A 21,488-nucleotide genomic window follows, 5' to 3' on the forward strand; every position below is an offset into this window, starting at 1 on the left:
TCGTAGAAAGACCTGAATGGTTCTAATTCTGTATTCACAAGACTAGCCTTACTTTTCATTTTTAATGGTAACGTATGGGGTTATATATGATCAACAACTTTTTGGGCATAGATATATCAAAAGATCGCTTTGATGTTTTTCTCTCATTTATAAGCAAAAAAGGAAAGCGTGAAACTAGAAAAAGAAGCTTTAAGAACGATGGTTTCAAAGTCTACTGAATTTTCTACACAAACATAATGTAGAAAAAGTAAAAACCTGCATGGAATCTACTGGTTGTTATAGCGAAGCACTGGCTGAATTTCTACACAATGCTGGACATTTTGTAAGTGTTGTAAATCCTTATTGCATAAAATCTTATGCAAGGAGTAAGCTGATACGACAAAAGAATGATCAGACCGATGCAGAAGTTATTGCTGATTATTGCCAAAGACAGGAACCTTCTAGTTGGACACCACCTTCTCCTGAAATGAAAAAATTAAAACATCTTTATCGTTGCTCAGTTGCGTTAAAAGATGAGTTAACATTAGTAAATAACCACTTAGAAAAAAAAGAGAGACTGCCTAAAGAAGTTGCAAATGCTTGGGAAGACCTTGCAATGAATATAGCTCAAAAAATAGAAACAATAAAAAACTCCGTACGTGAACTATTAAATCAACACAAAGAATTGTTGGAAAATTTTCAACTTCTATTGACTATTCCAGGCATAGGAGAAGAATCAGCAATAGCTATTTTAGCTGAAGTTTCTGATATAGAGGTTTTTAGAGATGCCAGGCAATTGGCAGCATATACAGGAGTTATACCACGAAATATGACGTCAGGTTCCTCTGTATATGCCAAACCCAGATTAAGTAAATCCGGTTCACAAACATTACGTAAGGCACTTTTCTTTCCTGCCATAGTAGCTAAGAATCACAATCCTATCATTATGAGCTTTTGCCAAAGATTAAAGGAAAAGGGTAAGCATAATATGGCCATCGTTGGTGCTGCAATGCGTAAGCTACTCCATATCATTTTCGGTATTCTGACATCCAAAAGTGCTTTTGATCCTAACCATATCAAAAACTACAGGGCTAGGAGGTTGACTGAAGGTTTAGTACTTTAAAATCAAAAATGCTTCCTATCTATCTTATGTAAAGTGGTATCTTACACAAATTTATTGAATGTTGTTGGTTAGTGGATATGTTGATAAGTAAACTTCATCTGTTTTGTGCGTATAAAACTAATTTACTTATCAACATATCCACTAACTATAATCTGTGTACTGTTACACAATTGGAAGTATTTTTTGATTTTATGATGCAACTTGGGAAATTTTTATAATTTTTTTGTTGACTAACAAGACGGTATCTCCTCTTTCTTTGAGGTCATTTAGCACTCCCAACCAGAAGTTAGCTCCTTCACTTTCAGCCAAATAAAAACCTAATACTTCTTTTTTGCCATTTTGATCTATGCCTAATATGTTATACATGCATTTACTTACGCAATGCCCGTCCTCTTTGACTTTAAAAAACCATGAAAACTATCGGATATACAGACTGCAGCGGGCGACTACGCCATTCGTTGATTACTGGTAGCAATTTGTCAGTAATACTTGATATCTCTGCCACCGATATTTTGTGATCATAAATTTCCTCAACATGTGACACTATATCTCTATAGCCCATACCACTGGCAAATGTGCTCAAAATCTTCGTTTCAAGCTCTGGATGTAAGTTTGTTTGCCTTTTTTTGACTATTTGTGGTTCGAAACTTCCTTCCCTATCTCTTGGCGTCAAAAGCTCAAATGACCCTGCGCTTGTACGTAAAGTCTTTGCATTCCTCCCATTTCTTCGATTATTCTCTTCGCTTTCAGCCGACAAGTGGTTTTCTATTTCACCTTCCAGGCTTACCTCCAGCAACTTTTTTATAAACGGTGTTAATGCTCCATCTCTTCCTGTCAACGGTCTTCCTTCTCGTATAGACGACAGGATATTTGTTTCTAATTCTTTATAATCTACCAAACCGGTAGTTCTGTTTACTACTTTCTGACTCATTGTCAAACCTCCATTTTTTTATATCAATTTATTACTTTTTTTTCGGTTTGACACAGTTTATTTAACACTCCCTTCACTAAGGTTATCTTGAATGTTCTAACTTGTATTTTTCTATGGAAGGCATTTTTATTGAGTGAGCAAGTGTCTTTCTAATATTGAATTCCTCATTTTTTTCATTTCGTTGCAGTAAGTTAATGTTATTTATTTTATTTACTAAATCTTTCCCTTTCTCCAGAGTCTTTAAATCACTTTCGTTAATGTGATGTTCATTGTAAAATTCTGCAACAATTTCTTTTCTTTTCGGGTGAGTATTTAAAAATTCCGACACCTGATGTTTAGCAACAGCTTGAATAAATTTCTTATTAAATCTTGAATCGTTATATAGATTTTCCAAACTTTTGTCATAATGTTTTGCTTCGTTTATAGTGAGTTTTATTATCTCTTCTATACCACTTAGAAGTTCCCTATACAATTTGTCATATCTATTGCCTGACACATGTGTAGCGAATGTTTGTTCAATGTATTTTGTTATGTAATTTTGCAGTGTGTTGTCTATTGTGCTTATGTTCATCAACCTACCTCAATGTTATATTAACTATTTTACATGTAGAAAGGTTAATATTGAGTTAATAGGGTACTTCTGAAGTCAAATTTTACTGAAAATTATAGTATTTAATATATAATTGTTAGCATGAAATAAAAACATAAATAAAATGGATCTTGTAACAAAAGTGAAGCTCAAGATAAAGATGAATAAGGGCAAAATCATAAATATACTTGTCATTTGTGGTGTAATTTTTTTCATATACCTTATTCATGAGCCAGTTGTAGATATGGTAGAAAAAATTATAAGTAAAATAAAAGGTCTCTTTTAAAAATAGAAAAAGTGAACTTTTTCCATCATCCAAACTTGAACCTGGAAAATTTAGTTAATGCATAAACTACTTATGTTGGCTATGAGTTCAACTGTATAAAATTCCGGTAAATTAAAATAAGTATTCATAAAAATATTGTTTTCTATAAACAGAGTATCTATAATACTAGCTTTGGGGTAAAGTACTGCAGAGGAATTTTTTAATCTGGTTGTTGGCGTCACTGTTTTATGCGTACCAATATATATTACGCGTAATTCCAAACATAATTGCGCCTGGATTGATAACAAAATTTAACATAAGTATTACAGATGTTGGCCAGTTTGGTGGGTTATACTATGTAGGCTATACGCTAGCTCATATACCTGTTGGTCTTTTCCTTGATAGATTTGGGCCAAAATTTGTTTTGCCTGCTTGTATTGTTTTAACATTTACCGGAACATTACCGCTTATATGTTTTGATGAGTGGTATTATTCAATACTTGGCAGAATAGTCGTTGGAATTGGGTCGTCCGCTTCAGCAATTGGGCTTTTTAAAGTTGCAAGCATGTATTTTGCGCAAGAAAAATCAGCAAGAATGGCTAGTTTATCCATAATTATAGGAACTTTGGGGGGGATATGTGGCGGATTACCGTTAGACTTCTTACTCAATAAATTTGGCTGGAATTATGTTATCTATACCTTCTCAGCATTCGGGTGTTTACTTGCTCTGTTACTGTTCTTAGTAACGCCTGAAAGCAATGCTCAACAGGAAAAAATTAGCATTAGAGACTTGAAAAACATACTTTTCAACAAGCATATTATTCTAATTAGCTTTTTTGGTGGACTCATGGTCGGTCCAATGCAAGGTTTTGCTGATGGTTGGGCGAAAGCATTCTTTTTTGAAGTATATGAAATGAATGAAGGCTTGGCATCTTCTCTCTCTTCCGTAATATTGATAGGAATGTTAACAGGATCATTCTCTTTGGCTTATTTATTGGAAAAGTATAAAAATAAGCATTATGAAGTAATAATTTCATGCTCATTTGCAATGATCGCCGGTTTTCTATTACTTTTTACTCAGATTGGTGGCTTGTATGTTGTATTACCTACGCTTTTTATTATCGGCTTTGCATCTGGATATCAAGTAGTTACAATTTATAAAGCACTAAGTTATGTAAATAATAACTTAGTAGGCTTAGCTACAGCTGTGTCAAACATGATAGTCATGGGTTTTGGCTATTTTTTTCACACTGGAATCGCAAAAATAATAAATTTGTGTTGGGATAGAACAGTAATACAAGGAAATCCTGTGTATAGTGCTGAATTGCTGATAAAAGCAACATCTATTATTCCTGTATGTTTGCTAATAGCTGTTTTTGGGCTCTTATGGTTAAAAAAGCAGGATAAGTAGTCTTAAAATTGCTTGTGCATCTTAAAATTAAAGCGAGGTTTGATCTATGATGAGTGTTTTAAAAAAAATCTGTGGCTCTAAAAATAGTTTAAAGTCTTTTGATAACGAGGTTTATCAGTTTATAGAAAAAGAGTTACAACGTCAAAAGTCACAATTGCAATTAATTGCATCAGAGAATTTTGCAAGTAAAGCAGTAATGGAAGCACAAGGCTCTTTTCTGACTAATAAATATGCAGAAGGCTATCCAGGCAAAAGGTATTACTGTGGTTGTGAGCATGTGGACAAAGTTGAAAGTCTAGCTATAGAAAGACTTTGTAAGCTGTTCGGTGTTAAATTTGCAAACGTTCAACCTCACTCTGGTTCTCAGGCAAATCAGGCGGTATTTGCTTCACTGCTTACTCCAGGCGATACAATACTTGGATTATCACTGAGTTGCGGTGGACATCTAACTCATGGTGCGGCACCAAGCTTTTCTGGTAAATGGTTTAAGTCAATTCAGTATACAGTTAACAAAGACACTTATCTGCTCAATATGGATGAGATAGAAAAGCTGGCGCTGGAGCATAAACCAAAATTGATCATAGCTGGTGCTTCTGCTTATCCGAGAAAAATGGACTTCAAACGCTTTCGCGAAATTGCAGATAAAGTTGGTGCTTATTTGCTTGCAGACATTGCTCACTATGCAGGGCTTATTGCAGCGGGCGAATATCCATCTCCTGCTGAATATGCACATGTTATGACTTCCACGACTCACAAAACTTTGCGTGGTCCTCGTGGTGGAATAGTGATGACCAATGATGAAATATTACACAAAAAAATTCAATCTGCAGTTTTTCCAGAATTGCAGGGCGGGCCACTTATGCATGTAATAGCTGCAAAAGCTGTTGCATTTAAAGAAGCATTAGCGCCAGAGTTTAAGACTTATAGCAAGAAAATCGTGGAAAATGCGAAAGTACTAGCTCAAGAATTGCAAAAGCATGGACTCGACATTATAACCGGTGGCACTGACTCTCATATAGTGCTAGTTGACTTAAGATCGCAGAAATTAACTGGAAAAGACGTTGTAGATAGCCTTGAGAGGGCTGGCATTACCTGCAATAAAAACTCTGTACCATTTGATACAGAAAAGCCAACCATCACTTCAGGGCTCCGTTTTGGCACCGCTGCTGAGACAACACGCGGACTTGAGGCAGAAAATTTTAAAGAGATAGCCAGCCTAGTAAATGAAGTGGTTCAGGGATTAATCAGCGGAAATAGCTCAAGTGTCGAAAAAGCAGTAAAAACTAAAGTTGAAAAGATTTGTAGTAATTTTCCTATTTATTAATTTATGTGGTGTCATCCAAGTAGCTGGTAGAAACGAAAAAACTTACTTGACAAACTCCGCCAGCCCCCTTATTATGACGATAAGGGTATTTATGACTCAAAACTTGTTTTTGACCTGCAGGCTCAATGACAAAATTCAGTAAAAAACTCAGGGTATTTTTTGGCGGATTACATAAAATTATAGCGGCTGCATGTCTTTTAAATTTTTTCTACATTCAGCCAAACCGCGCTTATTTTAAGCGTTAGCACATTATTACAGCGCCACTTACAGTAATATAGAGTCAAAACTCGCACCACGGGAGTTCTTTGCCTTTTTTTTCATTTAGTAAATTTCTTAATGTTTATAGCTAAAAGAGCCCAAGAGAGGTGTCATCCCGCTGCTTGTTAGCGGGATCTATGTTAAGAGATACCGCGAATGAATCGCGGTATGACCTAGGACTGCTGTCATCCCAGTGCTTGACACTGGGATCCAGTTTTCCATATAATCTCATCGAAAATGTTGTAACCACTTTCTATGCTAGTTTGCTTGCTTACAAGCAAACTTTTCTGGATCCCAGTGTCGGGGCACTGGGATGACACCATTCTTTTTCCTGGATCCAAGTAGTCTGGGCACTGGGATGACAAAAAAAGGGGCTACTTGGATGACACCCTGACAATCGTCATCCCGCTGCTTGTTAGCGGGATCTATGTGAGATACCGCGGCGGTATGACGGTTAATTATTCCGCGCGAGATGACAAGAAAGGAGCAGCAGGATGACACCTCACCATGTCATTCCAGCGCGTGGCACACATCTGTATGAACATTGTTATAATAAGAGTTCATGAAAGATGTCATCTGGAATCTTGTTCCAATGTTAAACAACACAAAGTTGAAAAAGTAGAGCAAGAATTACTTACAATTCAATAATTCTCCAAAATCAATTATGTTTGAAAAGTAATCACTATCTATAACGTCATCACTCACACCGTTAACGTGAATAAGGACTGGACGACATGAAAAGCCTTTTGGACGCTTTAGTGTATCTATTTTCTTTTGTACTTCTTGTATTATTGAATGACCGATTTTATTTTTTGAAAATTTGATTTCGCAAATGTAGAGAGTGTTAAACCTTGTTTGAATCATGTAATCAATTTGACAACCAGCACCTGTCTTCCTCTGAAAAAATGGATTTTCGCTTACTATTCCATCAATTCTCAAGATATTATGTATGCTCTTTCTATTGTTAAGCACCAAATTTTCAAACTGAAGTCCAATAATTGTATGCCACTCTGGTAGAGATGTAAGTAACCCTATAGAGTAGGTGTCGCGATTAATTTTTCCTAGATTTTTTTCAATATATTTTAGATAAAACCTTAAATAATTATCTTGAAGTCTGTACTTCCTGAGTCGTGAATCAGTACCCGTTTTTATATCCCAAGTGTGATCCTTTGCAATAAAACCGGCAAGCTCGAGCTCATATAGATACTCAGAAATGCGTCCGTGTCTTGCAATATTTAAAGCAGTACAAATTTCTTCCTGTTCTTTAGCTCCAGTAGAAAGAGCTCTCACTACTTGCTTATAAAAAGCTGTTTTTCGCATGAATAGATCTGAAAATATTTGGTCAAACTCCTCAACTAAAAACCCACCTTTTGTAAAACAAAGCTTTTTAATATTTTCTTCAGTACCATGTTTAAAATTTACCTCTTCTAAATATTTTGGAATTCCACCGGTTACTGCAAGCACCTTAAACTTTTCGTATGCTGAAATATTTTTTGGCCAAAATTCATTGCAATCAGAAAGTGATAACTCCCCGAGTGTTAAAGTCAACGATATTCTTCCTACAAAACCAGTACTACTAAGTATATTTTTTTCAATCCAGGATGAAGCTGATCCACAGACAACAAAAATTAGCTTGTTATTATTTTTTAGCTGTGTATCCCAAAAATTCTTTATTTTGCCTAAAAAAGTTGGATCTTTTGAGCCCATCCAAGAAATTTTATCAAGGAGCAATAATATTTTGCCAGATAGTAAACGTTCACCAACTGCCCATAGTAAGTCACTCCAGTCGTCATATCTAGCAAAAGATGTATTAAATTGTCTAGCAACTTGTCTAGAAAATTCATTAAGTTGGTGGGATGTTGTAGTATGCTTTTCTGGTGGCAAACCTGCAAATGAGTAATGTTGTTCGAAATGTTTACCAAACTCTTGAATTAAACGACTTTTTCCTATACGACGCCTTCCTTTGACTACTACAAAAGATGCAGTGTTTTTTTCCGTAAGCTCCAGCAGTTGCTTCAACTCGGTTTGCCTACCAATAAATGATGGAGACATAAAATACAAAATATAAATCTTTGTCTCCATTATACACAATAAAATTGGAGACGTAAATAAGTAAATTTCGATCTTTGTCTCTATAGTGCTATAGCTAAACTGACTTACGACAATTTGAAAAACCGTCATTCCGCTACGTGTTAGCGGAATCTATGCTGCGATACCGCGAATGAATCGCGGTATGACGGTTCGCGGCGGTATGACGGTTCGCGGTGGTATAGTAACTCGTCATTCCGCTACGTGTTAGCGCCGCGGCGGTATAGCTATAAATTGTTGATATCTTTTTTATATCACATTTTTAACTTATAATAGTTAGCCAGCGTTTCTTACATTAACCAAATCTTTCGAATTCTGCACTCACCACTACCTATAACTCACTTTCACGCAATATTGATCGTTCTTAAAAAGCAATCTAACATTTTTTATTCCTTGATTGCGAAGCTTTGATGCAGCTGATTTAGCAGCCTGAGCACTTTTAAAAAATGCAACATATCCCTTACTTTCTGCACTGTCTTGTTTCGGGTGACGTTTCTGCATTTCTTTTTCATATTGCTTTCTGTAATGAGGAGTATTTTGTATCAATTGTTCTGACATCTTTCTTAGGTATTGGACTTTTACCTTTGCAAGCCCTACTTTATGAAATCCTAAGACTTGAGCTGCTTTTTCTGATAAGTCTATTATTCTGCCTTCAATAAAAGGCCCTCTATCGTTAATCCTTACAACAAGCTTTCTTCCATTTTCTAAATTAGTGACAAGAGCAAAGCAGGGTAGGGGCAAAGTCTTATGCGCTGCAGAGATCAAGTGACGGTTAAACACTTCACCATTTGCTGTAAGCGTGCCATGATCTTCTATTCCATACCACGACGCTATCCCTATCTCTTCATAGTGTTTACAGTTTTTTGGATAATAAGTTATACCATTTATTGTGTAGCTGCAGCCAATTTTATAATGACCTGCAGTGCAATTAAACCTGTTGCTAAAACTGCAACTACTTATCAAAACAAATATTAGACATAGGAAGGCTAGGTTTTTTATCATTGTATTCGGTAAGAGGGTTCGATACTATGAGGATTTTAAATTATACTATAATAAATTTAGTAATGAGTAAACATCTACTGCTAAATATTAACAAAACTCAAAAAAGAATAATACATATAATTGGTATAGGTGGAATCGGAATGAGTGCCATTGCTGAAATTCTTCACAATTCCAATTACAAAGTTCAAGGCAGTGATGCACAATCAAACAACAATGTAGATAGATTACAAAGGCTGGGCATAGAGGTTTTTATTGGTCACAATGCTAATAATATAAGCCAAGCTCAAATAGTTGTACATTCTTCTGCGATAGAATCTGATAATGTGGAGTTAGTAACAGCGAGAAATAACAATAAAACCATTTTGCATAGATCAGACATACTTGCTGAAATTATGAAAGATAAATATGTGATAGCAGTTTCAGGTTCAAGTGGAAAGACGACAACAACGGCTATGATTGCTTCTATTTTTGATCATTCTGGCATTGATGCGACTGTAATTGTAGGAGGAATACTAAATTCGTATCAGAGTAATTCAAGACTTGGAAAGAGTGACATTTTTTTAATCGAAGCTGATGAGTCTGATGGAACCATGCTAAAAATTCCTGCAAATATTGCTGTCATAACGAGTATTAACGACGATCATATGGATCATTATGGTACATTCGACGATATTAAAAATGCGTTTTCTCAGTTTATAAGCAAAGCAGGTTTTGCAGTTTTGCCTGATTCTGTAGGCATTAATTATGATGCGAGTAATTCTATAACGTTTGGGTTTGAGAATGGTAGCATAAGAGCCAGCAACATTAAACAGCATGCTAACAGCATAGAATTTGACGTGTTGAACAACTGGATTCCAGCATCAGCTACTTGCATGACAAAAAAGCAGGTGTCATCCCATCACCTTCTGTCATCCCATCACCCTCTGTCATCCCAGTGCGTGACACTGGGATCCAGCCCTTTAAAAAACATAGTACTATCAAACGCAATAGGTATTCACAAAATGAGTAACGCCTTGGCTGCAATATCAGTTGCGATAAAGCTCGGGATTAGCAATGCAGAGATTAAAAAAGGCCTTTTGGAATTTCAAGGAGTAGCAAGAAGATTCTCTTTGATTGCCAATATTAAAGGTGTTAAGTTAATTGAGGATTATGCCCATCATCCAAATGAAATATATGCAACTTTAACGGCTGCACGTTCGATTACTAAAGGAAAAGTAATAGGAATTATCGAACCACTTCGTTTTGCTCGCGTTCGTAATTTTTTTGGTGAATTCATAAGGATCTTTATGATGTTTGACTATGTAATCCTTACTCCTATTCATCCCCCAGAAGACAAGCCTATTCCTGGTTGTGGGATTGATGATATACAAAAAGCTTTAATCAGTAATGGGTTTAATGATGTAAAGATTATGAATGATGCTCTACTCATTTCACATTTTATTAGTGATTCGACAAGTCCAGGTGATATAGTATTATTTATTGGTGCTGGTAGTAATATAGCTAAATTGGCAAAGGAAACTGCAGCACTTATTGCGGAAGTTAAGGTTTAATGCGATGAATAAGATAATCAACAACGTATTTGCAAGAGAAATTTTAGATAGCAGGGGTTACCCCACTGTTGAGGTGGAAATTGAACTCTGTGATGGAGCAATAGGTAGGGCCTCTGTACCTTCTGGAGCTTCAACTGGTAAATTAGAAGCCTTGGAACTCAGAGACCAAGATGAGAAAAGGTATTGTGGTAAAGGAGTGCTGAAAGCTGTTCAAGCTGTAAATGGAGTGATAGCAAATGAAATCATTGGCATGGATGCAACAAACCAAAGTGCAATTGATAAAGCATTAATTGAACTAGATGGAACAAAAAATAAATCTAAACTTGGAGCAAATGCAACTTTGGGTGTGTCTCTTGCGGTTGCAAAAGCAGCAGCAAACAGTTTCAAAATACCGTTGTATAGATATTTGGGAGGAGAGCAGATGCCGGTTCCACTCATTAACATAATTAATGGTGGAGTACATGCAGACAATAAGCTCGATTTCCAAGAATTCATGATTCTTCCGGTCGGTGCTGAGACTTTCAGTGAAGCAATCAGAATATCTGCGGAGGTGTTCCACAACTTACGTAGCATTCTTAAGAAAAAGGGTTATAGCACAAACGTAGGAGATGAAGGCGGTTTTGCACCAAATATTGAAAGTACTGAAGAAGCACTTGACTTGATCATATACGCTATAGAATCAGCAGGTTATTCAGCGCAAAGTGATTTTGCACTAGGCCTTGATGTTGCTTCATCTACTTTTTATGAAGATGGAATTTACAAATTTGAAAATAAAGAGCTTACTTCAAAAGAATTGACTGAATATTATTGTAGTCTTGTGGAAAGATATCCAATAATTTCTATAGAAGATGCAATGAGTGAAGACGATTACGAAGGTTGGAAATTACTTACTGCAAAATTGGGGAGTAAAATTCAATTGGTTGGGGATGATTTATTTGTTACAAATTGTGAACTAATAGGCAAAGGAATAGAAGAAAAAATGGCAAATGCTGTACTGATCAAGCCAAATCAAATAGGGACGTTAACAGAAACTTTTGCTGCTATTGAAATGGCAAAATCAAACAACTACAAAGCTGTTATTTCTCACCGCTCAGGTGAAACAGAAGACACAACAATATCTCATATAGCAGTTGCATCAAATTGCGGGCAAATAAAAACCGGGTCGCTGTCGCGTTCTGATAGGCTCGCGAAGTATAACGAGCTAATGAGAATAGAAGGCACATTAGGAAAAGATGCTAAATATTATCATGGGTTAGCATGGGTTTTATAGACGAAGTAAAATTGTACTTAAAAGCCGGTGATGGTGGTGACGGTTGTGCAAGTTTTCGTCGAGAAAAGTTCGTTGAATTTGGTGGTCCAAATGGTGGTAATGGAGGAAAGGGTGGAAACATAGTTTTCATCAGCGACGCTAATCTCAACACTTTGCTTCATTTTCGTTATAGAAGACACATTAAAGCAGATAATGGGAAAAATGGTGCAGGCAGGGATAGATCTGGCACAGCAGGGAAAGACGTTATACTTCGAGTTCCAGTCGGTGCACAAATAATTGATGAAGAAAGTGAAGAGATAATAGTAGATCTTGACAAGCCTGGTATGGAATTTCAAGTAGCACAGGGTGGAAAAGGTGGACTTGGAAATACTAATTTTAAATCTTCTACTAATAAGGCACCAAGACATTTTACTTACGGTCAGCCTGGCGAAGAAAAACATGTATTATTAAAACTAAAAGTTTTATCAGATGTTGGAATTATTGGCATGCCAAACGCAGGTAAATCAAAATTTTTGACTCGCTGCTCAAATTCCGATACAAAAGTAGGCGATTATCCATTTACCACCGTAAGACCCCACTTAGGTGTGACAAAAGTGGATGATAGCGAAGTTGTAATAGCAGATATTCCTGGAATAATTACTGATGCTCACCTTGGAGTTGGGCTCGGGCATAAATTTTTAAAGCACATAGAAAGGTGTCAAATTTTACTTCATTTAATCGATGTAACTCACGATGACGTTGTTTCGGCTTATAGTTGTATCCATAATGAATTGGAACTTTACAATAGTGATCTTGTTGAAAAAGAAGAGATTGTAGTATTAAACAAATGCGACTTATTGAGGGAAGCAGAAATTCTGGAAAAGAAGAATCACCTAGCTAATTATCTCAATAAAGAAGTGCTGTGCTTATCAATTAATGGTGATTTACAGCCTATTTTAAGATTATTAAGTGAAAAATTGAAAAAGAGTAATTCTAAGGAAATCGATGTATATGATCCTTTTAAGATGTGAATTTCATTTAGATAATTGATGTTTTTCATTTATTTTATCATATAACTAGAATATATGTGTACGAACGTTTGTTTTTGAAGGTGATTTGCACAGTAAATGGTCAGCGCGTGACGCACTGCCCAGTTCATGTTAGCTATAAATATTTAAGAAATTTACCAAACGAAAAAAAAGGCAAAAGAAGCCCTAGTCATTGTCTATTTTCAGTATTGGCGTTTTTTTATGTTTTAAACGTCTAATAACCGCGACTCAGCTGCTTTTTAATGCAACTAACCTTAGTTTAAATGTTTAAGAAATTTACTAAGCAGAAAAAAAGGCAAAAGAAATCCCGTGTTAGCTAGTTGTCACTCTCTAATCCTGCAAATTGGCGTACTATACTGTCTTAAACGACTTATAAGCGCGTTTCAGCTTATATAGGTAAAAACCCAGAAATGTTGTGAAGACATAAGGTGCACATAGTGCAAAAAATTAAAAATAAGACGCCAACTACGTTGTTTTCTTGCTGTTTAATCTGTACAGATGAAGATATAGCTCTTCTCATAATAATCCAAACAAGTTAAGATATGGATTTATGGTAGTGGGGTTTGTATGCCAGCAGCGTATAGTTACGATTTAAGGAAAAAAGCAATGGAGGCATTGGATGAAGGAGAAAGTAGAGCAACTGTTGCAGAGAGATTTAAAATTGGAAAAACGACTCTATATGAGTGGCAGAAAAGGCGTAAGGAAACGGGAGATTTTCAGTCAAAAAAGCCTGGAAGCGTAGGATATAACCATAAAATTACTGACTGGAATGTTTTTACCAAATTTGCAAAAAACCATGGTGGCAAAACTCAGTCAGAGATGGCTAAACTCTGGGGTAATATCAGTCGACAAACGATTCACCGCGCACTTAAAAATATTGGATTTACAAGAAAAAAAGACCTACGGATATAAAGAAAGAAATGAAGGAAAGCGAGCTCAATTTTTAAAGGTTATAGCAACAAAACGTCATGAAAATCTTGTATATATTGATGAATCTGGAATAGATAATACAGAAGACTACCCATACGGATATTGCAGAAAAGGAGAGAGGTTTCATTCATTAAAATCAGGTAAAAAAACTCAGCGTGTCAGTATGATTGCAGCTCTAAATAAAAGGAAGATCATTGCTCCATTGACCTTTGAAGGATACTGCAATAAGGATGTTTTCGAGGCTTGGTTTGAGCAGTTTTTAACTCCAATTTTAAGGTCTGGCCAAACTGTAATTCTTGATAACGCTACATTCCATAAATCTAAAAAAATAGATAATCTTGCTAGAGGAGTTGGTGCTGAAATTCTTTATCTTCCTCCATATTCTCCAGACTTTAACGAAATTGAGCATAATTGGTTTGCTATAAAGAATAGAGCTAGAAAAAATATCCCTATTTTTAAGTCTTTCCGTCAAGCTGTTGATTCTGCTTTTTTATTCTGACTATTATGAGAAGAGCTATAACTGAATACCTTCACTATCATGATAAGGGGGCTGGCGGAGTTTGTCAAGGAATTTTTGCATTTAATTCGTTTCTGCGAGCTACCTGGTTTTCCTACTGAAATTTTGAAAAATGTAATCTACTTCTATATTCAAATATATCAAGCAGTAATTCAAAATTAGCCATTGCGCCTTTTGCGTTATTATACGCGAGATTGAGCAGCTCTTTGTCCTGATATAAATCAGCAAATTTAAATTCCATACATCCTGATTGTTTTGTGCCTAAAATATCTCCACTGCCTCTTAGCATCATATCCCTTTCAGCAATGTAAAATCCGTCCTGTGACTCACACATGATCTTTAACTTTGAAGATGAGCTTTTACTTAAATTATCGTATAATAATACACAAAAAGATGGCTTGTTTCCTCGCCCTACTCTGCCTCTTAACTGATGTAATTGCGATAACCCAAATTGCTCTGCATTTTCTATAATCATAATGGTTGCATCTGGCACATCTATACCAACTTCTATCACAGTGGTTGCAACAAGCAAAGAAAGTTCATTTCTTTTGAAGGAAAACATAACTTGATCTTTCTGCTCCTGAGTCAATTTTCCGTGTATTATCCCGACTCTATCAAAAAATGTTTTTTGTAATTCCTGAAAACGCATCTCTGCTGCAGCAATATTGGTCTCTTCGTTTTCTTCTATATATGGACAAATCCAATATGCTTTTTCGCCCCTGTTTATAGCACCTTTTAGCTTTTCAATAACATCTGGCACCCTACTAATGTTCATAGTTACAGTTTTTATTGGCAATCTGGATTTTGGTTTTTCTCTCAAAATTGAACATTCAACGTCACCATACATAGCTTGCTGCAAGGTTCTTGGAATGGGAGTTGCAGTAACGAAAAGTATATCGGCATTTTCTCCTTTTCCTACCAAGCGATTTCTCTGCATCACTCCAAATCGCTGTTGCTCGTCTATGACTGCAAGCCCTAAATTTTTAAATGTAACGTTAGCTTGAAATAACGCGTGGGTGCCAATCACTATATTTAAAACACCACTTGCAAGTTCGTTCATGATAATCTTTCTTTCCTTGCGCGAAGTTTTACCAGTAAGCAGCGCAACTTTTATATCGGTACAGGATAAAACTTCCTCAATCCAATTATAATGTTGCTCCGCCAAGATAGTAGTCGGTGCCATTAGAGCTACCTGCATGTTGTTTTCTACCACATTTAGCATCGCAAAAAGTGCAACTACGGTTTTGCCACTACCAACATCACCTTGCAGCAAGCTCATCATGCGATACTTGGATTTTTGCCTCTCTGAAATTTCATCTATTGCACGAATTTGATCGTTTGTTAATTGAAACGATAATTCATTTAAAACTTGCTCTTTATATTTATTCAATACTATAAATTCTCTTCCCCTTTTTTTTACATGATTTTCTCTTGCAAGTTTCAGTGCTAGCTGATACGCAAACAATTCATCATAAGCAAGCCTTTTTCTACAAACCTCGGCTTCCGCCAATGAGCTTGGTCTGTGCAACTTTATGATGCTTTCCCTCCAACTTAGCCATTTTTTTTGCTTGATTAATGTATCATCTATCCACTCTGGCAAATCAGGCAATTCTTTCAGGTTAGAGCTTATTATGTTCCCAATGCTCTTATTGGTAATGCCACGGCATAATTGGTAGACTGGCTCTATGCGAGCTATTTCTTTAAATTGGTTGATGTCAAGCGACACGTAATCTGGATGAGTAATCTGCCAATGCTCAGCAAATTTTTCGAGTTTGCCACTGATGATTACATAGGCTCCAACTGGAAATAGTTTATATAAATACTTAACTGAGTGATTAAAAAAGACTATGAATATATACTGACTCTCACTTTCAACGACTATTTTATATGGTCTACCTCTAAAAGTGGGCGACTGATGCTCATAAACTTTTGCCATGAAAGTTGTAAATTCTCCAACTTGAGTATCAAGTAGTGACTTACTTCTATCTATATAACCAAGCGGCCTATAAAACAGCAGGTCCACCACTTTGTTCCCACCACAGAGTTTAGTTAATATTGCGGAATGGAACTTAAGCATATTTTCCAGCTTGCCATTTAGAAAAGCCAGCACATCTAATTGCTCATTGAGATTCATACATGTGTAAAAACTGTTTATCAATAATAGAGCCTTTTTAAAATCTTGTCACCTTATGGTCAGGTATGCACTATAGCTAGCACAGCTCTCTAATATCATACCACCGCGGTGCTAACAAGCAGCGGGATGACGGTTGTCGGTAAGCCTAAGTTACCCCTAACTATATTTGCTATCATAGGGCTTATAGCAGGTATTTTATTGAATTATTAATAATTTGTGATATAATTAATTATGATGTTAATAGGTCTATGATAGAAATGAATAGTACCAATCCAGTAGTTACATTAAGGGCTCAAGCAGAAGAGTTTGATTTTGGCAAATTAAGAGCTGGTAAAGATAATGCTGAAGCAAACTCTGGTGAACAGATGTATAAAGACATCAATAGAATGGATTTTGTTATTAATGGTAAAAGTATAGACCAAACTTTAACTAGTGCGTTGATGGAAGGAGCTAAGCAACGTGAATTCGATAAAATTTGGAGCGAATATTGTGAAAATGACAATACTCCTGATCATAAAAAAACTGACCAGTATGAAAAGGAATTTGAGAGATTTTACAATTTAGGCAAGGAGTATGCTCACCTATTACTAAAGGAAGAAGCCAGAAATTATCGCCCGTTTGCAAAAGAAGTTTTTAAGGAAATGTTTAAATATGCTGAAGCAAAAGTTCCAAGTGATTCTATTCTAGAAGAGCTAATTACTAATTGTAATCAAGCAGGGTATGAAGGCACTTTATTCACTGATGTTCTCTTTCAAGCATTTCGCCAGTCCGAATTTACGCTACTAAGTCCTCAAAAAACAATAGTTATTGATTGCACTGATCCAAATCATGTAAAAGTCAAATCTGAGATGGCAGTGCCTACGGTAAAATCTGATAATCCAGAAGAAGAAGTTTGTCAGATAAATAGCTCATTAGAGTTTACACTTGCATTCCAAGATGAGAAAAATGATGTAACATATAAAGATGGTAAATTGTTACTTACTGCTCCTCGAGAACTGAAAAATTACAAAATTGATGGCAAAAATTTATTTGATATTATTAAAGAGTATTTCCAGAAATTTTGCGAGAAGTTAGGATTTAAGTTTGAAGCAGAGATAGAACATAGTTTAGGTAATCCACTAGAAGTAAACAGCCATCTGGAAAATATGGAACCGCCCATTCATAGCAATGAGCATGGAAATACACCTGGAAAATAACAATTAAAATATTTCAAGCGCTGTTAGCTCATTTGCACAATCAATTACTTCAGAACTTGGGAACTGGTTTTTAAACCAAGTGTACTGGCGTTTTGCGTAGTGTCTTGTGTTTGTTTGAGCAATCTGTATCGCTTCGTCTAAAGTAATCTCACCTTTCAAATACTTTACAATTTCTGGCACTCCATGTGCTTTCATAGCTGGCAAATGTGGAGCTAAGTTCATACTAAGTAGCTTTTTTACTTCATCAATTGCTCCATTTTCGATCATTTTGATAAAACGAGAATTTATTTTTTGGTATACATCCTCACGTTTAGGCAAAATTGTATATATCTTAAAATTATCGAATAAAGGAGGCTGTCTATTTTCTTGCCATACAAAGATTGTCTTACCAGTTTCAGTGATAACTTCAAGTGCCCTTGAAAGGCGGTGCGAGTCATTCATGAATACTTTACCTTGAATCCTTGGATCTTTGCTTAGCACTAATTTGTAAAACTCCTCTTTACTTAAATTTTTCCTTAATTCGCTTACATTTTTCCTTACTTTCTGACTTATTTGTGGCATTGATGATAAGCCTTTGATTAAACTGCTGATGTAAAGCCCGCTTCCTCCAGTGATGATAGGTATTTGAGCATTTTCTAATGCGTGATTAACTTCTTTTTCTAAATCCTCTAACCATAGACCCACGGAATAATTTTCTTTTGCTGAAACATAACCATATAATTTATAAAATTCTTCTTGCTTTAGTGGTTGAGCAGTAATTATGGGAATTTCTTCATATACCTGCTTTGAATCACAATTTATTATGCTGATATTATTATATTTTTTTATCAGGTTATCACACAATTCTGATTTACCTGAAGCTGTAATTCCTGTAATAATTACTATATTATTTTTCATTTATATTAATTTAATTAACATATGATAGAGTGTAGTAAAAATTTGGGTCCTACAATCTAAAGTTTGGAGATTTTTATGGCAGAAAACAACAACAATAATTCATTTATTAAGCGTTTCACAAACAGGACTCCTGGCGGTACAGGGGAAGGTTTTTCCAGTAAGTATTCGTCTCAAAACACCAAAGAACGGGCATTAGGGGAAAAAGGGGGAATTTCTGAATTAGCAAACAAAAAAACCGAATCCAAGGAAGCTTTTTCTGAAAGTGGCGGCATAAAAAGTAAAAGCAGAACTGTCAATGAAAGATCTTTTGCTGATGCAACAAAAAGAAGTAGGTCAGATCTTATATATTTAGTCCGTGGTAAAGATCATGGAAAATCAGCGTGGCATTATGTATTAGTTGATAAAGAGAAAAGAGAAATGTTTCTAGCAAAAAGCAGAACTGGCTCTATAGATGTTGCAGACTATGGAGAGATTTTGTATTCAGGATGGGGAGAGGATCCACCACAGGCAATAGTTGATAAAGTCAATGAAGAGTTTGGGTTGTAGCAAGTCTGCATAACAAATGGTAAGCTGCGTTGCATTGCGTTCACAAAAACTAGCAGTTACTATATAAGATACAATGCAACAAAACTGATCTAGTTGTTATGAATAAGTTTTTAGCTATATGGTATCTAAAATAATAAATGCAATACAGAACAACTTGTTAGTGTGTTTTCCAACAGAAACAGTGTATGCTCTTGCTTGTAATGCATTAAATAATGAATCTATAGGAAAAATATATCAGATAAAGAAACGCTCTCAAAATAAACCACTGTCTATATTTGTTAGTGATATTTGCAGCTTGATGAGAATAGCAAAGCTAGAGAAAAAGTATATTGGTTTAGTAAATCACTTTTCTCCTGGACCGATTACCTATATTTTACCACTTAAAAACAATAATATATTGCCAAACGAATTCTTTAAAGATAGTATAGGCATCAGAATCCCTGAGCATCCTATTGCAATTTCAATACTAAACAAACTGAAAGTTCCAATAGTTGCAACTAGTATAAATATTTCAGGAGAAAAAAGTGTATGTAAGGCAGACGATATACCACAATCCATTAAGCAACATTTATCTGCAGTGATTGAAGATGATGAATTAGTTTCTGGTATAGAATCTACTATTATTGACTTAACCGAAGATAAGATTAAGGTTTTAAGGGAAGGTGCAATTTTATTACAAACAGTAACCAATGCATTTTCAAACTAAGATTTATAGGAGAAAGAATGAAAAAAGTAATAGGTCACAACCAGGCCAAAAAAAAATTAATGAACAACTTATCTGTTCAGTCTTGGCTGATCTGTGGTAAAAAAGGTATAGGAAAAGCAACACTTGCAAAATCCTTCTCCAATTGGTTACTCATAAAAAGCTATAATGAAGTAGCATTGGACTTACACATTGTTGAAGGTGATACTATCGGAATAGAAAAAGTCAGAGAAATGAAAAACTTTCTACACTTAAGTCCCATTCAATCAGAACACAAAATAGCTATAATAGATAGCTTAGAGGCAATGACTAATAACGCTAAAAACGCAATATTGAAAATATTAGAAGAGCCGCCAAAAAATTCTAAGATATTTATAATTAGCCATAAGCCATATGATATACAAACTACTATCCAGTGTAGGTGCTTTCAGCTAAATTTACTTCCATTAACTTATGACGAAACAAAGCAAGTTGCTTCATCTCAATGTAAATTTGATGATCAAACGTTTGACGAAATGATTACTTTATTTCCTGGAATGCCAGGAATGATAATAAATGCAATAAGTAGTGATGCTTATGAAGCATACAAATGCTTTTATAAATTTCTTCATGATTTAAAGAATCCCAATATGATTAATAAAGTAATTAATAGCGAAATCGAACTAGAACTAGCATCATATATAATTCAGGCCTTCATTTTAGAAAGCATAAAGAGAGAGGTAAATGGTGTTGAAATTTTACTAGGTCAGTGGAAAAAAATAGATGAACTTTTCGTTGTTGCTAAGCAACTTCACTTAGATAAAAAGCATGTTTTAGCTAATGTAGTTAATATCATGACATAAGTTTACAAAGTATAATACTTTTAACATAAATTCATGATAAAATTCTGTTAATTTAATACTCGAAGTATATAATTTGACTGATAATAAATTAACTGTATGGCAATCAATAGAAGTTTTGACGAAAGCCATACTAAACATGCAGAAAGAATTAAGTTCAATCAAGAATATAGCTTTAGACCAGGACGTCACCTTAGAAAAAGGAAAGGAGTTGTTAAGCGGCATTTATGAAGCAAATTTTAAGCTAAACAAGGCAATCAATATAGCTACTTTGCCAAAAATTGGCTATCATATGCTAAATGGTGAGCTTGTTGTACGTAATCATATCACGGAAGAGGAAGTAAAGATTCCTAGAGATTTTCATTACCTTAAAGTCGTTAAATCCGATCATGATGATTATAAATTAACGTTTTGTAATTTTTTAGGTAATGAGTTCTTTGAATATAAAAAGTATGATCCACAATATTCTGGCGTTTCAGATGAATATAAGTTTGTGGATTTTGGTAGTGTAAAAAAGACTCATAATCTAAAATTTAAGGAATACGTTGGTCATGCACCTAAGTTTTTTGCTGCAGAAGGGCCTATTGAGCCTGGATCTCAAAACCATGCAATTGATCTATTTGAGCTAGTCAAAAGTGGTAAAGGTAGCAAAGTGGGAACCCTCGCTGATGAATTTGGTTATTTTGATGATCAAAATAAATTACATTATTATAATTATCACAAAAGTGCTGAAAGTAATATTTACAATCCTGAAAATTTCAGTGTAAAAATGATCAATGTAGATGTGAGCAAAATCGATAAATTCTACCTTATTGCGGAACAAGGTGATATAATCATTCATCCTATTTTGGAAAATTTAGACATATTTTAAAGTTTTTTAGAGTATCTAATCTTATTGTTATTATAAT

General features: G+C 35.2%; 17 protein-coding genes and 2 pseudogenes. 12 read left to right on the forward strand and 7 right to left on the reverse strand.

Annotated features, from left to right (window positions below):
• The first annotated feature begins 86 nt into the window (after window positions 1-86).
• A pseudogene (locus ACFZP3_RS06635) lies at window positions 87-1,102 on the forward strand (IS110 family transposase).
• Window positions 1,103-1,330: 228 nt separating this feature from the next.
• On the opposite strand, the pseudogene ACFZP3_RS06640 reads toward ACFZP3_RS06635, so the two are convergent.
• Window positions 1,331-2,033 (reverse strand): annotated as a pseudogene (locus tag ACFZP3_RS06640) (transposase); the annotation flags it as partial.
• Window positions 2,034-2,115: 82 nt separating this feature from the next.
• On the reverse strand, window positions 2,116-2,604 hold the full coding sequence (locus ACFZP3_RS06645) for a hypothetical protein (protein ID WP_253309502.1): 489 nt from the start codon (window positions 2,602-2,604) through the stop codon (window positions 2,116-2,118).
• Between the two features lie 488 nt (window positions 2,605-3,092).
• Here ACFZP3_RS06645 and ACFZP3_RS06650 point away from each other — a divergent pair, with 488 nt between their 5' ends.
• Window positions 3,093-4,298: an MFS transporter gene (locus ACFZP3_RS06650; protein ID WP_386087119.1), complete on the forward strand. Its 1,206-nt coding sequence runs from the start codon at window positions 3,093-3,095 to the stop codon at window positions 4,296-4,298.
• A 46-nt stretch (window positions 4,299-4,344) separates the two neighbouring features.
• Window positions 4,345-5,622, forward strand: a complete 1,278-nt coding sequence (glyA, locus tag ACFZP3_RS06655; protein WP_386086991.1) for a serine hydroxymethyltransferase — start codon at window positions 4,345-4,347, stop codon at window positions 5,620-5,622.
• Window positions 5,623-6,065: 443 nt separating this feature from the next.
• Here the strand turns inward: glyA and ACFZP3_RS06660 are convergent, their stop codons facing one another.
• The 3 genes from ACFZP3_RS06660 to ACFZP3_RS06670 form a co-directional block, all read right to left on the reverse strand.
• Entirely contained in the window at window positions 6,066-6,245 is a 180-nt protein-coding gene (locus ACFZP3_RS06660) for a hypothetical protein (protein WP_386086990.1), read from the reverse strand.
• Between the two features lie 265 nt (window positions 6,246-6,510).
• Entirely contained in the window at window positions 6,511-7,932 is a 1,422-nt protein-coding gene (locus ACFZP3_RS06665) for an AAA family ATPase (protein ID WP_386086989.1), read from the reverse strand.
• A 363-nt stretch (window positions 7,933-8,295) separates the two neighbouring features.
• Entirely contained in the window at window positions 8,296-8,970 is a 675-nt protein-coding gene (locus ACFZP3_RS06670; protein ID WP_253309498.1) for a septal ring lytic transglycosylase RlpA family protein, read from the reverse strand.
• Window positions 8,971-8,996: 26 nt separating this feature from the next.
• On the opposite strand from ACFZP3_RS06670, the gene murC reads away from it, so the two are divergent.
• From murC to ACFZP3_RS06690, 4 genes are all read left to right on the forward strand, one after another.
• A complete protein-coding gene (gene murC / locus ACFZP3_RS06675) occupies window positions 8,997-10,520 on the forward strand; it encodes a UDP-N-acetylmuramate--L-alanine ligase (RefSeq protein ID WP_265016471.1) in 1,524 nt (507 codons plus the stop codon).
• Between the two features lie 4 nt (window positions 10,521-10,524).
• A complete protein-coding gene (gene eno, locus ACFZP3_RS06680) occupies window positions 10,525-11,790 on the forward strand; it encodes a phosphopyruvate hydratase (RefSeq protein ID WP_253309496.1) in 1,266 nt (421 codons plus the stop codon).
• Complete coding sequence (gene cgtA / locus ACFZP3_RS06685) at window positions 11,778-12,800, forward strand: Obg family GTPase CgtA (RefSeq protein WP_264688220.1); 1,023 nt, start codon at window positions 11,778-11,780, stop codon at window positions 12,798-12,800. The genes eno and cgtA overlap by 13 nt, the downstream gene beginning before the upstream one ends.
• A 585-nt stretch (window positions 12,801-13,385) precedes the next feature.
• A protein-coding gene (locus ACFZP3_RS06690) for an IS630 family transposase (RefSeq protein ID WP_386086489.1) occupies window positions 13,386-14,247 on the forward strand; the annotation gives its coding sequence in 2 pieces (ribosomal slippage) (window positions 13,386-13,711 and window positions 13,710-14,247; 864 coding nt in all).
• Between the two features lie 112 nt (window positions 14,248-14,359).
• Here ACFZP3_RS06690 and recG read toward each other — a convergent pair.
• Window positions 14,360-16,399: an ATP-dependent DNA helicase RecG gene (recG, locus tag ACFZP3_RS06695; RefSeq protein ID WP_386086988.1), complete on the reverse strand. Its 2,040-nt coding sequence runs from the start codon at window positions 16,397-16,399 to the stop codon at window positions 14,360-14,362.
• A 257-nt stretch (window positions 16,400-16,656) separates the two neighbouring features.
• On the opposite strand from recG, the gene ACFZP3_RS06700 reads away from it, so the two are divergent.
• Entirely contained in the window at window positions 16,657-17,595 is a 939-nt protein-coding gene (locus ACFZP3_RS06700) for a hypothetical protein (RefSeq protein WP_386087118.1), read from the forward strand.
• A gap of 3 nt (window positions 17,596-17,598) precedes the next feature.
• On the opposite strand, the gene miaA is transcribed toward ACFZP3_RS06700, so the two are convergent.
• Window positions 17,599-18,492: a tRNA (adenosine(37)-N6)-dimethylallyltransferase MiaA gene (miaA, locus tag ACFZP3_RS06705; protein ID WP_253309493.1), complete on the reverse strand. Its 894-nt coding sequence runs from the start codon at window positions 18,490-18,492 to the stop codon at window positions 17,599-17,601.
• Window positions 18,493-18,567: 75 nt separating this feature from the next.
• On the opposite strand from miaA, the gene ACFZP3_RS06710 reads away from it, so the two are divergent.
• The 4 genes from ACFZP3_RS06710 to ACFZP3_RS06725 all read left to right on the forward strand — a co-directional run bounded on the left by ACFZP3_RS06710 (window position 18,568) and on the right by ACFZP3_RS06725 (window position 21,451).
• Entirely contained in the window at window positions 18,568-19,038 is a 471-nt protein-coding gene (locus ACFZP3_RS06710; RefSeq protein ID WP_386086987.1) for a hypothetical protein, read from the forward strand.
• A 118-nt stretch (window positions 19,039-19,156) separates the two neighbouring features.
• Window positions 19,157-19,744 (forward strand): L-threonylcarbamoyladenylate synthase, encoded by a 588-nt coding sequence (locus ACFZP3_RS06715; protein ID WP_253309491.1) that lies wholly within the window; start codon window positions 19,157-19,159, stop codon window positions 19,742-19,744.
• A 17-nt stretch (window positions 19,745-19,761) separates the two neighbouring features.
• A complete protein-coding gene (locus ACFZP3_RS06720) occupies window positions 19,762-20,583 on the forward strand; it encodes a DNA polymerase III subunit delta' (protein WP_253309490.1) in 822 nt (273 codons plus the stop codon).
• A 73-nt stretch (window positions 20,584-20,656) separates the two neighbouring features.
• A complete protein-coding gene (locus ACFZP3_RS06725; protein WP_253309489.1) occupies window positions 20,657-21,451 on the forward strand; it encodes a hypothetical protein in 795 nt (264 codons plus the stop codon).
• The last annotated feature ends 37 nt before the right edge of the window (window positions 21,452-21,488 follow it).

It is taken from the genome of Wolbachia endosymbiont (group A) of Norellia spinipes, from assembly GCF_964273535.1.

Coding starts and splice junctions, on each gene's coding strand:
- ACFZP3_RS06645 (WP_253309502.1), bottom strand. CDS start 2,604: ATGAACATAAGCACAATAGACAACACACTGCAAAATTACATAACAAAA.
- glyA (WP_386086991.1), top strand. CDS start 4,345: ATGATGAGTGTTTTAAAAAAAATCTGTGGCTCTAAAAATAGTTTAAAG.
- ACFZP3_RS06665 (WP_386086989.1), bottom strand. CDS start 7,932: ATGTCTCCATCATTTATTGGTAGGCAAACCGAGTTGAAGCAACTGCTG.
- ACFZP3_RS06670 (WP_253309498.1), bottom strand. CDS start 8,970: ATGATAAAAAACCTAGCCTTCCTATGTCTAATATTTGTTTTGATAAGT.
- murC (WP_265016471.1), top strand. CDS start 8,997: ATGAGGATTTTAAATTATACTATAATAAATTTAGTAATGAGTAAACAT.
- eno (WP_253309496.1), top strand. CDS start 10,525: ATGAATAAGATAATCAACAACGTATTTGCAAGAGAAATTTTAGATAGC.
- cgtA (WP_264688220.1), top strand. CDS start 11,778: ATGGGTTTTATAGACGAAGTAAAATTGTACTTAAAAGCCGGTGATGGT.
- recG (WP_386086988.1), bottom strand. CDS start 16,399: ATGAATCTCAATGAGCAATTAGATGTGCTGGCTTTTCTAAATGGCAAG.
- ACFZP3_RS06700 (WP_386087118.1), top strand. CDS start 16,657: ATGAATAGTACCAATCCAGTAGTTACATTAAGGGCTCAAGCAGAAGAG.
- miaA (WP_253309493.1), bottom strand. CDS start 18,492: ATGAAAAATAATATAGTAATTATTACAGGAATTACAGCTTCAGGTAAA.
- ACFZP3_RS06710 (WP_386086987.1), top strand. CDS start 18,568: ATGGCAGAAAACAACAACAATAATTCATTTATTAAGCGTTTCACAAAC.
- ACFZP3_RS06715 (WP_253309491.1), top strand. CDS start 19,157: ATGGTATCTAAAATAATAAATGCAATACAGAACAACTTGTTAGTGTGT.
- ACFZP3_RS06720 (WP_253309490.1), top strand. CDS start 19,762: ATGAAAAAAGTAATAGGTCACAACCAGGCCAAAAAAAAATTAATGAAC.